17 protein-coding genes and 1 pseudogene are annotated in these 12,423 nt (G+C 47.7%); 13 read left to right on the forward strand and 5 right to left on the reverse strand.

The annotated features are described in order from the left end of the window. Positions 1–120 precede the first annotated feature (120 nt). Positions 121–450, forward strand: a complete 330-nt coding sequence (locus KNQ15_RS11200; protein WP_353048914.1) for a GNAT family N-acetyltransferase — start codon at positions 121–123, stop codon at positions 448–450. On the opposite strand, the gene KNQ15_RS11205 is transcribed toward KNQ15_RS11200, so the two are convergent. Both KNQ15_RS11205 and KNQ15_RS11210 read right to left on the reverse strand, forming a co-directional pair. Further along, positions 442–825, reverse strand: a complete 384-nt coding sequence (locus KNQ15_RS11205; RefSeq protein WP_214729477.1) for a GNAT family N-acetyltransferase — start codon at positions 823–825, stop codon at positions 442–444. The genes KNQ15_RS11200 and KNQ15_RS11205 overlap by 9 nt on opposite strands. Continuing rightward, positions 822–1,487: an HAD family hydrolase gene (locus tag KNQ15_RS11210; RefSeq protein ID WP_214729478.1), complete on the reverse strand. Its 666-nt coding sequence runs from the start codon at positions 1,485–1,487 to the stop codon at positions 822–824. Before KNQ15_RS11210 ends, KNQ15_RS11205 begins: the two co-directional genes overlap by 4 nt. Positions 1,488–1,526: 39 nt before the next feature. On the opposite strand from KNQ15_RS11210, the gene KNQ15_RS11215 reads away from it, so the two are divergent. Together KNQ15_RS11215 and KNQ15_RS11220 are read left to right on the forward strand one after the other, a co-directional pair. Continuing rightward, entirely contained in the window at positions 1,527–2,372 is an 846-nt protein-coding gene (locus tag KNQ15_RS11215) for an alpha/beta fold hydrolase (RefSeq protein WP_214729480.1), read from the forward strand. After that, positions 2,369–3,058, forward strand: a complete 690-nt coding sequence (locus tag KNQ15_RS11220) for an alpha/beta fold hydrolase (RefSeq protein ID WP_214729482.1) — start codon at positions 2,369–2,371, stop codon at positions 3,056–3,058. Before KNQ15_RS11215 ends, KNQ15_RS11220 begins: the two co-directional genes overlap by 4 nt. Here the strand turns inward: KNQ15_RS11220 and KNQ15_RS11225 are convergent. Next, positions 3,020–3,898, reverse strand: coding sequence for a sensor domain-containing diguanylate cyclase (locus tag KNQ15_RS11225; protein ID WP_214729484.1), 879 nt, complete (start codon positions 3,896–3,898; stop codon positions 3,020–3,022). The two genes, KNQ15_RS11220 and KNQ15_RS11225, sit on opposite strands and share 39 nt — an antisense overlap. Before the next feature lie 124 nt (positions 3,899–4,022). Then, a complete protein-coding gene (locus tag KNQ15_RS11230) occupies positions 4,023–4,541 on the reverse strand; it encodes a DUF4256 domain-containing protein (protein ID WP_214729486.1) in 519 nt (172 codons plus the stop codon). A gap of 195 nt (positions 4,542–4,736) precedes the next feature. Between KNQ15_RS11230 and KNQ15_RS11235 the strand changes: the two genes are divergently transcribed. The 3 genes from KNQ15_RS11235 to KNQ15_RS11245 all read left to right on the forward strand — a co-directional run bounded on the left by KNQ15_RS11235 (position 4,737) and on the right by KNQ15_RS11245 (position 6,958). Continuing rightward, entirely contained in the window at positions 4,737–5,129 is a 393-nt protein-coding gene (locus tag KNQ15_RS11235) for a hypothetical protein (RefSeq protein WP_214729488.1), read from the forward strand. A 107-nt stretch (positions 5,130–5,236) separates the two neighbouring features. After that, positions 5,237–5,926, forward strand: a complete 690-nt coding sequence (locus KNQ15_RS11240; protein WP_214729490.1) for an ABC transporter ATP-binding protein — start codon at positions 5,237–5,239, stop codon at positions 5,924–5,926. A 63-nt stretch (positions 5,927–5,989) separates the two neighbouring features. Next, on the forward strand, positions 5,990–6,958 hold the full coding sequence (locus KNQ15_RS11245; protein WP_214729492.1) for an LLM class flavin-dependent oxidoreductase: 969 nt from the start codon (positions 5,990–5,992) through the stop codon (positions 6,956–6,958). A 65-nt stretch (positions 6,959–7,023) separates the two neighbouring features. On the opposite strand, the gene KNQ15_RS11250 is transcribed toward KNQ15_RS11245, so the two are convergent. After that, the gene (locus KNQ15_RS11250) at positions 7,024–7,752 is read right to left on the reverse strand and encodes an SDR family oxidoreductase (protein ID WP_214729494.1); all 729 of its coding nucleotides are present in this window, start codon (positions 7,750–7,752) and stop codon (positions 7,024–7,026) included. An 85-nt stretch (positions 7,753–7,837) separates the two neighbouring features. Between KNQ15_RS11250 and KNQ15_RS11255 the strand changes: the two genes are divergently transcribed. From KNQ15_RS11255 to KNQ15_RS11285, 7 genes and pseudogenes are all read left to right on the forward strand, one after another. After that, complete coding sequence (locus KNQ15_RS11255) at positions 7,838–8,287, forward strand: hypothetical protein (protein WP_214729496.1); 450 nt, start codon at positions 7,838–7,840, stop codon at positions 8,285–8,287. Positions 8,288–8,571: 284 nt separating this feature from the next. Next, on the forward strand, positions 8,572–9,114 hold the full coding sequence (gene amaP, locus KNQ15_RS11260; protein ID WP_035407854.1) for an alkaline shock response membrane anchor protein AmaP: 543 nt from the start codon (positions 8,572–8,574) through the stop codon (positions 9,112–9,114). Positions 9,115–9,129: 15 nt separating this feature from the next. Beyond that, the gene (locus KNQ15_RS11265) at positions 9,130–9,336 is read left to right on the forward strand and encodes a DUF2273 domain-containing protein (protein WP_035407857.1); all 207 of its coding nucleotides are present in this window, start codon (positions 9,130–9,132) and stop codon (positions 9,334–9,336) included. 42 nt (positions 9,337–9,378) lie between these two features. Beyond that, positions 9,379–9,816 carry an Asp23/Gls24 family envelope stress response protein gene (locus tag KNQ15_RS11270; RefSeq protein WP_035407860.1) on the forward strand — a complete coding sequence of 146 codons (438 nt, stop codon included), beginning with the start codon at positions 9,379–9,381 and terminating at the stop codon, positions 9,814–9,816. Between the two features lie 135 nt (positions 9,817–9,951). Then, the gene (locus KNQ15_RS11275) at positions 9,952–10,290 is read left to right on the forward strand and encodes a hypothetical protein (protein ID WP_214729498.1); all 339 of its coding nucleotides are present in this window, start codon (positions 9,952–9,954) and stop codon (positions 10,288–10,290) included. 107 nt (positions 10,291–10,397) lie between these two features. Next, positions 10,398–11,152, forward strand: a pseudogene (locus KNQ15_RS11280) (SDR family oxidoreductase). A gap of 115 nt (positions 11,153–11,267) precedes the next feature. Continuing rightward, positions 11,268–12,182, forward strand: coding sequence for a methyl-accepting chemotaxis protein (locus tag KNQ15_RS11285; RefSeq protein ID WP_349678010.1), 915 nt, complete (start codon positions 11,268–11,270; stop codon positions 12,180–12,182). The last annotated feature ends 241 nt before the right edge of the window (positions 12,183–12,423 follow it).

The following is a 12,423-nucleotide window of genomic DNA, read 5'->3' on the forward strand; positions in this document are numbered from 1 at the left end:
GGGGAGAGAAATATGACCATCCGGTCTTGGACAACAGACGATCTACCACAATTGGTCGGATTGATGACGCAACTTGGTTATCCGGCAAGCGAGGACGTCTTACGTGAATGATTTTCGCGGATCACTCGTCATCCGGATTATGAATTGCTTGTGTTAGAAGACGACGATATTCTTCTCGGCTGCGTCGGTCTGTTTCAGGCGCAAGCGTTCGAGCATGATACGACCTATGTCCGAATCGTCGCGTTTGTCGTCAACGCGAAACATCGTCGGCAGGGAATTGGACGCCGTTTGATCCGAGCAGCGGAAGACTGGGCGCATGCAAGAGGAGCAACTGCCGTTTTACTGAACAGTGGTAATCGACCAGAACGCGAAGCAGCCCATCACTTTTATCAAGCGATGGGCTACAGCGTAACGAGCACAAGTTATTCGAAATCATTCGCTTCATCGTGATTTACGGAAACCATGGAAAGCACGAAATCCTTGTTGTTCATAAAAGGAAGCAGATTGACGAGTTGCCAGGAGATCAATCCGCGTCGGATAGGTAAGTTGCAAGTGATCGAGTAACTGTTGTCCGTACCCACGCTTGCGTGCGTTTCGGCTGACGAGGAGCTCACAGACGAACGTCGTCACTGAACCGTCCGTTAAAGCGCGGACATAGGCAAGGATTTCTCCGTCAGACTCAAGGACGAAAGCGGCATTTGCATTCATCCACGCGTTGCGGGTCCGCTTTTGATCAGCGACGAGATCCTGCCATCCTTCTAATGCGTTCAATCGATGAATCTGCTCAAAATCGTCAGGTTGGAAACGGCGAATCTGTTCCGTCATGGCTGGTTCTCCTTTCGTATCAGGTCTTGGAGTGGGGCAGGTAACTGGCACCAGTCCGAAAATTGCGTGTCAGTCAATGGAACATCGCCTGTGCGCTTCCAAATCGCCTGCATACCGAGGGCGCGTGCCGGTAAGATGTCGTGGTCGTAATTGTCGCCAACATAAAGGACGTCGTCCGGGCGAACACCTAAACGGTCCGTTAAGCGAAGGAAAAATGCCGGATCCGGTTTACGGACGCCTTCTTGTTCCGAGATCCCGATCTGCGTAAAGGAGGGAGACAGTCCGATTGCGTCACAGACGGCACGTTGGAACGTCGTCCGACCGTTCGATAGTAAGCCGATGGGTAGCTCAGGCGGTAATTGCGCAAAAAAGGTGTCGACCCCCGGAAAGCTCCGTGCGAAGATTGGATAACGCGTCACGTAGTCGTGTAGCAGTACTTCAACAGAAAGCGACAATTCGAAGCGACGAATCATTTCCGTATAGACGACGTCCTTCCAGACGCGTCCTTCTTGATCAAGCAATAAGAACGTCGTGATGTAGTCGTCGATCGGAACATGCGCAACTTCACGAAAACGTTGATGCTGATCCCGAAGGAAATAGGGAAGAGAACCGGACCGGTCATGTAACGTCTCGTCTAAATCAAACAATAAAGCACGAATCAAGGTAAACACCATCTTTCAAAGTATAAAGGAGTGATTATAATGGAACGAATTATGCAACATCAGGGAAAACAAGTGACGTATTATGACGACGGTTCGACAGGTCGACCGTTGTTAGTGTTACCCTCGCTCGGTGGGACGTATCAGGACTGGGCGGACATTCTGACGAAACTGACACCGGACTACCGCGTCGTCAGCTTTCATCCACACGAATGGTCGGACGATTACATCGACGGGACGACCGGCATCTTACGGCAAATCAATCAGTTTCTTAACGCGACGAATATCACGACTCCGGTCACACTCGTCGGACATTCCTACGGCGGTCTCGTCGCACAAGCTTTCGCTTTACATTATCCGAAACGTGTCGCCGGTCTCGTCCTTGTCGAGGCGACGTCCGTTGACTTAGCAGAACTCGATCAGCTCGATACACCGACGCTCGACCGAGAAGGGGATGACGCGGTCTGGATCGACCGGTTCGCGGAACTATCAAAAGCAACTGATTTACGTGACCGTTTCCCGGACGGGGATGACCGTACGGATTGGAACCCGGCGTATTACCGGGCGATGCATGCGATCATTTCAAAGTGGAAGAGTGATGCGAAGGCGCTTCAGCCACTCATGCGTGACCTTGGGTTCCCGATGACCGTTCTCGGTCGGGATAAAACGAACTCAATCCAGACGATGATAGCAGCCGGTTTTCCGGAAGATGAACTCGAACGAATGGAAATTAAATGGCAGGAATTAATACGGCGACAGGCGAATCTATCCTATCAGGCGAACGTGACGTTCGTTCCGGGTACATCACACCAGATGCATCGCGATCGTCCGGACGTCGTCGCAAGCGCGATTTTGACACTACATCAATTTAAGGAGTTTACCGTATGACACGTATGTATGTACTACATGGTTTAATGGGGACGGCAGCGACACATTTCGCGCCACAACTATCCGCTTTAGCGGATGATTTTACGTTCATTCCGATTGATCTGCCTGGTCACGGAATGACGACGGAGCCGGCAACGGACGATTACTTATCACAAGCAACACGTGCCATCCGCGAACGGATGGCACAGGAAGGTCCAGGATGGATTCTCGGGTTGTCGCTCGGCGCGACGCTTGCGATGCAACTGGCGCTCGACCCACCGGACGAACTCGAAGGTGTATGTATCACGGGTTTTTCACCATTCATTCCTAAAGCGATGGAACCGCTGATGCGCGAACAACGGGAGTTTTTCCTTAACCTCGAACAGCAGGCACCGGAGATTGCCGACCAATTCGAGCAGTTGCATGGTCCTGCCTGGAAAACGACGGCGCGGGCAGTTCTCGATTTGATGACGTTCCGTTTCCCGGCACTGACGGAAACGATGCTGCAGTCGATCACCTTGCCGGTCATCATCCTAAATGGAACGAATGAAACATACGAAGTCGACGCAACCGCGTTCGTTGCGGAACATGTGCCGAACATCATCGTCTTACCAGTCGAGGGAGCGGGGCATACGGCGAATCTCGATCAACCAGAACGCTTCAACGCCTTATTGCTTCAAGCGCATCAATCCATGCTGACGACTTAAGCGATCATTCATCTTTTCTTGATACATCCGTGCATCTGCCTCATGCAGGACGTCGTCGATCCGGCGTCCTGTTGTCGAATGAACGGCACCGATCGCGAGTCCAATCTCGTGCGTCGCGAACGTCGAGCGGACGTGTTCGACGAATGCCTCAAACGTGTCAATCGACGGACTATCGTCGATCAAGACGAATTCATCACCACCGATCCGGTAACCATGATCTGTTAAGCGGCGGATGCAAAGTCCTGTTTGTTCAAGCAAGGCGTCACCGACCGCGTGACCGAATCGGTCGTTAAGCTCCTTTAGTTCATTCAAGTCAAGCAGAATCAATCCATACGTCATCTTCTCTTGATCGAGATCGCGGACAGCCTCGTTGAAGGCATGGCGATTCCCAAGCCGTGTCAAGGCATCGATACGGTATTGATCGAGCAGTGCCTGTTGTGATTTCAACTGCTCGTCAATGTTACGGATCACCCCTTGGATGGCAACAATCTGTCCGTTTTCGCAAATTGGTGTCGCATATTCTTCGAACCAGACGTACGTCCCGTCATTTGTCCGCCAGCGTTGCCGGAACGGTTGATCGTAGTCACAGTCGCCCGAAATCTTCGACATCAAGACTTCGATGTCTTCCGGATGAATCCTTGCAAAACACTGATCCGGATCCATATAGCTGGCTGCTGCCACTCCCTTGCCGATATGGTCATCGAGGGACGGACTGATATATCGGAATCGATATTCCGGATGGACTTCAAACACATAGAAGATATCTTTACATAACGCAATTGTATCCGGTTGTTGCTGGTGGAATAACCGGAAACTGAGCAACATTAAAAGACTACCCATAATCAATCCCAATACAAATATGACGTCCACCTCCTGTACTCAACGTCCATCATATCACGATTGGGTATTATTCCCTATTATTGTAAAAAACCGCTTCGTTTGGACTACGAAGCGGTTTTTTGGCTTATTCCAATTCAAGTAAAACACGAAATCCGCGGCTCGCATAATAGGAGTCCACTCCGTTGTGATAGATGAATGTCGTCTCATAACGACGATCTCCAAACAAAGCGCCACCTTTTTGACGAATCACGTCTGGTGTTGCGAGCCAACTGGAGGTCTTTTCGTCAAACGAAAACTGTGTCTGAAGTTTTTGATATTGTTCTGGTGTCAACAGGTCGAGTTCGAGTGCTTCAATCATTGACTCGACGCTAGCTCCGGGCGCATTTTTCTTTCGACCGAGTCGAGCGACTTCGTCAAAACAAACGCTTCGTCGACCAGCTGGACTCTCTTTGACCGTATCGATGATGACGAATCGTCCATCAAGGTTTACGATATTCGGTTCTCCTCCTGTTTGTTCCATCCAAGCGAGTGCTGCTCGTTTTGAAGGTGTCAGGCGTGACTCGACCTCCATAAACGAAAGACCATCGTGGTAATCAGGTGTAGCTTCAAAGCGATCACGAAACACCGTTAATTGTTCATCCATCGATAAAACCTCACTTTCTTATTCTCTTTTTTCATTATTCTATGAATTCGCTCTCATTGCAATCGTACATAGACTGAATAAGTCAATCTGAAGATAATTGACAAATGAAATCGAACTACCTACACTAATTGTACATATTTGGTTTCTGTCACGATCGCGTGTACAGGAATAACATTCAGGAGAGGAGCCAACCGTATGCGCTGGATCAGTTATGCGGCTGTCGTGACGATTCTTTCGTTCTTAGCGTTCACGGCGTATTCGTTCCTGACAACGATTGATTTTGAGATCGTCTATCAGTTCGGGACGTTTGCGATGACGTTATCCTATTTTATCTTTGGGTTACCGATGTTATGGATTGTCCGACATTATCCATTGACCCTTCGGTTGCTTATCTACGTGACGACGAGTAGCGTCGTCCTGTTTTTGTTCATTGGTCTATATGAAGTGTGGCACGAAGCATCGCTGTCTCCGCTACCACCAACCGGAAGCATGATTCAGTTCACGACTCTTGCATGTATATTGTTCGTCTTACCGTATGAGATCGTCTATCGTAAAAATTTCGTTTCTATTCAACCGAGAGTTTCCTGACAGTATTCTTGTTCCATAAGAGTACTGTTTTTTATTTCCTTTCATTTAGAAGGAATTACCAATCTATTCTTGAATAGCACGTTATCAAGAATAATGGAGGGGTACATATGGAAGGAACATTTCAATGCAAACAGATGGGAAAATCATTTTCAGGAGACGGCGTCGAGACACATGCGTTACAAGACATCGACGTGACACTTGAGGCGGGCGACTTCATTTCGATCATCGGACCTTCGGGATCTGGAAAATCAACGTTACTCAGTCTAATCGGCACGCTCGATCGACCGACGAGCGGTGAGTTGCATTATGACGGGAAACCAATCAACAAATTGAACAGTAAAGAATTATCCGACTTTCGCTTCGAAAACATCGGCTTCATCTTCCAGCAGTTTCATTTGATTCCGACACTGACGGCGCTTGAAAATGTCATGGCGCCACTGTTCGATCGGAAAGTACCGTATGATAAAAAAGAACGCGCCGAGCAGTTACTCGCGCAAGTCGGTCTCGCCGATAAAGCAGGCAGTTTGCCGTCGCAACTTTCCGGTGGACAACAACAACGGGTCGCCGTTGCCCGAGCACTCGTTCATGAACCGAAATGGTTGCTTGCCGATGAGCCAACAGGGAACCTCGATACAGATACTGGAGAAATCATCTTCAATCTTTTACGGTCATTAAACGAAGAGAAAGGCTGCGGCGTCTTATTTGTCACCCACGACCCGGCACTTGCGGAACGAGCGAATCGAACGATCGAGATGCGAGACGGCGTTATTATCGAAGATCGTCTCGTCCGTGTCTGAGCCTCGTTTTTGAACTCCGTTCCTCCACCCTTTACACTTAAGAGGGTAGAGGAGGAATGCGTGATGCGACTAGGAATACTGGATCAAGTACCATTGCATGAGGATGATACGGTCGAAGCGACGATGGAAGCGACGGAACGACTCGTCTTAGAAGCCGAGCGACTCGGTTACGAACGGTACTGGTTCGCAGAACACCATAATACGAACGGTTTGCTCAGTGCATCACCGGAGTTGTTCATTGCCCGAATGGGTGCGCAGACTTCAAAAATCAAACTTGGTTCAGGTGGAGTGTTGTTACCGCAATATCATCCGCTGAAAGTCGCCGAGAGCTTTGCGACGCTCGATGCCTTTTATCCGGGGCGGATCGAACTCGGGATCGGTAATTCGCCGGGCGGGAGCGAACGGACACGACTTGCTTTGACGGATGGAGAAGAAAACCGGGCAGCTGAGTTTAGTCGACTCGTTCAGGAAACGGCTGGATTCTTGACAGACAGTCTATCGAATCGACACCCGTACCGGATCGTCAAGACGACACCACGTGACCGGAAACCGTCGCCGATCTCGATCTTGGGTCTGTCGCCACGTAGCGCGCGGATTGCAGCCGAACAAGATCGTGGTCTCGTGTTTGGTCACTTCATCAATCCGGATCGTTGGGAAGAGACGCTCTCGACATATCGCGAGGCAGGCGGGAAGAACGTCATCGTCTGCGTTTTCGTCATCTGTGCCCCGACGCAAGAAGAAGCAGAACGTCTCGCTCGAACTCAAGATGCCTGGATTCAAGGCGTTCGACTCGGCAATTCAATCGTTCCGTCGTTTGCCTCGACTGAAGCAAAAATCTGGAATGACGTTCAAGCGGAACGGATCCGTAAAGATCGACGGCGAGCGATTGTCGGTACACCGGACATTGTTGCGCAGGAGCTTGAAGCATTAGCAACGCGTTATCAAACAGATCAGTTTTTACTCATCAACAATGCCTTTGATCAAGAAAAGCGATTGCAGTCGTACCAGCTCATCGCGGAGCGACTTCTTTAAACAGAACAGGACCCCTCAATAGCTGTTTTGCTAATGAGGGGTCCTGTCTACACATCTACATTCAATTAACGTTGCGCTGTCGGACGAATTAAGATTTCGTTGACCGCGACATCTTCTGGTTCGTTGACAGCATATGCGATAGCACGCGCAATCGCGCTCGCATCAATGGCTTTCAAGTCACCAATTCCTTGTTTGATCTCTTCATCCGAGATATGGTCCTTCAATTCCGTATCGACCGCTCCCGGTGAGATGATTGTTGCACGGATGTGATTGTCGACCGATTCTTCCTTACGAAGACCTTCCGTGATGGCGCGCACCGCGAATTTCGTACCGCTGTAGACGGCGCTCGACGGCATGACTTCATGACCGGCGACAGAAGAGATGTTGATGACATGTCCGCTTTTTTGTTCGCGCATATACGGCAAGACTGCTCCGATTCCATGGAGTACGCCTTTAATGTTGACGTCGACCATCGTGTTCCATTCGTCCTGCTGATTCTTATGGAGGTGCGATAGTGGCATTAATCCAGCGTTGTTGACGATGACATCAACAGAACCATACTTGTCTTTCGCAAGTTTTGCGAGTGCATCAACTTGCTCACGATCGGTAACATCCGTCACTTGATAAACGGCTTGACCACCTTCAGCTTCAACCGCTTTGACAAGCTCTTGCAAACGATCTTCCCGACGTGCAGCAAGAACGAGTTTTGCTCCTTGTTTCGCAAGCTCTTTCGCGGTTGCTTCCCCGATACCGCTTGATGCCCCTGTAATGATGACGACTTTATCTTGAATCATCTGAACTCCTCCTTCTGAATAACGTACTCCTTGAGAGATATTGCCGCTTTTGTTGATTTAAAAACATCACGTAGGAGGTTTGTCTATGAAACGTTTTTTATTTATTGGATTGATTGTGATTGCGATTGCAGTCGGATGGTTTTTTTCACGTGATCCATTTCGACATCAACCACCAGAACCTACCGTGACAATCGAAAACCGTGAAGTAAAGGTATATAGAGGTACCTATAGTTGGTCAGGCATGTTTCGCGGGGAAACAGCTGATGCAAAGGCCGAAGCCGTCGATTTAGTAAAAGGTGATTCGAGTACGCGAGCAAATCCTGAAGATCGATTGACGATTCGTTTTGAAGACGGACCAGCTCCGAAGTCCGTCGCGATTGTCTTATGGTCGGTCAAAGATCATAAAAAGATGAAAACATATAAGAAGATTGAGCGGATTACCGTTCCTTCGACTCCCGGAAAGTATGTCTATCAGATTAAAGCCGATTGGAAAGAAGGTAATGGCGATTTTGCCTTTCCAATTGATGTGAAGTGAATAACGGGACAAAAACATATTGACAGGATATATGTTTAATGGTAAATGATTCGAATGCTGACCTCTTTTTAAGTGGAAAGAGGTCTTTTGCGTGAAATATAGTAAATAAGGCACTAGTTTTGATTAATTTAGTCTGAATAATCAGAATATATGAACATTTGAACGAAAGTGTATTTGAATGTTTCGGGTTCTAATGAACGGGAATAAACACACCATACACATAATATTTCATGTGTTGAATCACCTAGGTGAAAGAAGTCAATAATCGTAAAGGAGAGGTGCAGATGAATGGGTTCAATCGATTCTTACTCGTCATCATAGGCATACTCGGACTAATCAGTGTCGGGCTGCTTGTGCTCGGTGTGTATGATGTTCCACGGCTTAGTTCGCTAATCGAGCAGTGGCAGGATCAGCAATGGTATAGCTATACCGTTCTATCCATTGGAGGATTTTTAGCATTCGTATTCGTCATTCTATTATTCACAGGATTATTTAGCCGCTCGAAAGGTCAACGACTGTTGATTCAAACGGGTGACGGAACGATTACGATTTCGAAGGAGACGATCGAACGGACGGCTTTAGAGTCGATTCGTGGAATCGGTGGTGTACGGACACCGCGTGTCCATGCCGATATCCATTCGAAAAAAGAAACGGTCGCTTTAAAAGTCGACTGCTCGGTCTTTGGACAAGATGGGTTACCGACGATTGCGAAGGAAATTCAAGAACGAGCTAAACAAGCTGTCGAATCCTTACTTGAGTTGCCAGTAACGAGTACGAAAGTCACGATCAGTGACACGAAAACGAAAACATCGGAACGTGTCGTCTAAAGGAGGAGAGGGAACATGAAGACAAGAGAAGCACTCTATCCGTATCGGTTCCGACTGATCGGGGGACTTGCCGGTCTAATCCTCGCCATCTTATTCCTGACGATTGGCTTTGGTCCGACAATCCTTATCGTTGCCTTCGCAGCAATTGGATTTTTAATTGGAAAATGGCGCGATGGTGCACTCGACATTGAAGGGTGGATTCAGTTCTTTCAACGGGACTGATTCATATATAACTTACTAAACATTTAAAAGGAGAGATTTCAAATGGCAAACGAAGTAAACCCAACAACTGAAAACGAAGTGGTACGCGAGAATAAATTGACATTCGAAGATCAAGTCATCAAAAAAATTGCTGGGATCGCGTCGAACGAAGTGACAGGCATCTTGTCAATGAGTGGTGGATTCATGAGTGGACTGACGGATCGTCTCCGGAGCACGGAAGACATCACAAAAGGAATTGGTGCCGAAGTGGGAGAACGTCAAGTTGCACTCGATTTGAAAGTCATCGTCGAATACGGCAAAAATATTCCGTCAATTTTCCAAGAGACAGTCGCTAAAATCAAAAAATCAATCAGTGACATGACAGGCCTTGAAGTCGTTGAAGTCAATATGCATGTCGAGGACGTCATGACACGTGCCGAGTTCGAAGCTAAAAATAAATCGAACAACGAACAAGAAGAAAAAAGCCGCGAACTGCAATAAGCAAGTCGAAAGACCCGACAAACTCGTCGGGTCTTTTTTCATGTATTCATCAAATAACGTAATTCTCAAAAGTAGCGGTTAGATGGGGTACGATAGATATAAGAATGATCATTTATTTAAGGAGGCATCACATCTTTGAATCAAAACGATTCGTATTATATGTGTCCCGTATGTGGATGGAATAAACTCGAAAATCCGCCATATTATGAACACTTTGCGGGGAGTAACGAAATTTGTCCATGTTGTGGTTTCGAGTTCGGTGTGGATGATTTCGACTGCGCGGAAATAGACATGGAACAGTTGTCAGATGAAGAAATCGTTAGACAAGCACATGCAATCTATCTACAAAACTGGATTGATAGTCACTTTAGATTATTTGATCCAAGTATATTCCAAGCATCGTTGAAAATCGGACAGCGACTACGTGCTGAAGTCGCGATGAACCAATTACAACGAACTAGCTATAGGACCTGACGAAACTCGTCGGGTCTTTTTTTCATGGAATCGACATGACGTTTGATACATTTGATGATGAGAACGGGAATAGATTAGTATCACGATAGACGAAAGGATGATTCACGATGCGACTAACAGGAAAAACGATCATCGTCACCGAAGCCGGCTCAGGAATGGGTGAAGCCATGGCAAAATTGTTTGCACAAGAAGGCGCACGAATCGTCGCAGCATTCGGTTGGAAACCGTTGAACGGGTCGTCTCTGACATCAAGGAAGCGGGCGGAGAAGCGATGGCTGTTGCGAGTGATATCGCACAACAAAAGGCAGCAGGACAACTCATCAAACAAGCAATCGACGCTTTCGGTAAACTGGACGTTCTCGTCAATAATGCCGGGATCATGGACGGGATGGAGGGCGTGGCAGACATCTCAGATGAACGTTGGGATCATGTCCTTACAGTCAATACGACAGGAACGATGCGTCTGATGCGCGAAGCGGTCAAACATTTCAAGGAAGTAAAAGGTGGTGTCATTCTGAATAACATCTCGATTGGCGGTCTAAACGGTGCCCGAGCAGGAGCAGCCTATACGGCTTCCAAACATGCCGTCATCGGTCTGACGAAGAATACCGCCTTCTTTTATGCCGGAGATGGTATTCGCTGTAACGGAATCGCACCTGAAGCTGTCGAGACGAACATCGGACAATCGATGTCGAATCTGAATGAATTCGGGATGGGGCGCGCGATGCTTGGCATGGGTCTCAATCCACGAGCCGGTCAGCCGAATGAAATCGCAAATTTGGCATTGTTTCTCGTGTCCGACGAGGCGAGTTTCATCAACGGGGCAATCGTCGTCGCAGATGGGGGATGGAGTGCGTATTAAAATGAATACTTTATTTACTAGATTTTAATTTAAAATAGCAGGAACTTGTCGATATAAGGGGTAATATGACAATAGGTAAATCATGACCTCAGTTTGAATCCAGGGAGGAATCGGCATGTCGATGCATGAGCAAGTAACACAGGTCACCGACACACAAGTCATCCGGGCAATCGAACAAAATCTAGCCATCATTCGTTTTGATGATCGACGCAAAGTCGCATACGTAAATGAGTTGTTTGCCCGGACGATGGGGTACGAAGTGGAAGAGTTAATCGGTAAATACCATCGTGATCTCTGTTTTCCGGCTTTCGTTAATAGTCCAGATTACGAGTTGTTTTGGCGAAAATTGATGCAAGGCATCACGTATCAGGATAAGATTGAACGCCGGGCTGCTGACGGACAACAGAAGTGGCTCGAAGCGACATATATGCCGATTTACTCGGATGACGGACGTCGGGTCGTCGGGGTCTCGAAAATTGCATCGGACATCACGATTCGCCAGCAGGACGTTTTACGAATGGCGGCCGAACTCAACGAGACATCAGCCTTCTTGACGGTCAAATCGGAAAGTGGTCGACAAGACGGTTTGAACGTTCTTGCGACTGTCCAACAAATCGAGTCGGAATCCGTCGAGAACTTATCGAGTCTTGTCGCCTTGCGTAAAGATGCAAACTCGATCACTGACATCGTCAAGACGATCCGTGAAATTGCGGCGCAGACGAATCTACTCGCCTTGAATGCGGCCATTGAGGCAGCACGTGCTGGAGAACATGGACGCGGATTCGATGTCGTCGCGACCGAAGTCCGAAACCTGTCGAATAAAGTCTCGCATTCGATCGGAGAAATCAAGGAGAATATCGAAGGGATCGTTGAGCGGATCAAGGAGGTCTCGCACAGTATCGAACGGATTTCAAGCAAGGTAAAGGACAGTACCGATCAGCTTGAACATACGGTGAGTGAGTTCGATCAGTTGGCTGATTCTGCGAAACAACTGGAGCACCAGGCAAAACAATTCGTCGATGTCTTATGAACGAATGACACTATTTAAATAGACTTAAGAAGTCAGACCCTAGGTCCGGCTTCTTTTTATGCATTTGACGAATTGTAATATTAAGTGCAACACCTAGCTGAAAACACAAAAAAAACCCATAACAACCTCGTGTAGAATAGAGTTACCACACCAAATTCAACGGAGGATTCGTTATGAGCTATGTTCATCTTACCACATCAGAAAGAGTCAAAATAGAAACTTATCTAGAGCTTGGATTTTC

It is taken from the genome of Exiguobacterium sp. s168 (assembly GCF_018619035.1).
In the GTDB taxonomy this organism is placed as follows: Bacteria; Bacillota; Bacilli; order Exiguobacteriales; family Exiguobacteriaceae; genus Exiguobacterium_A; species Exiguobacterium_A acetylicum.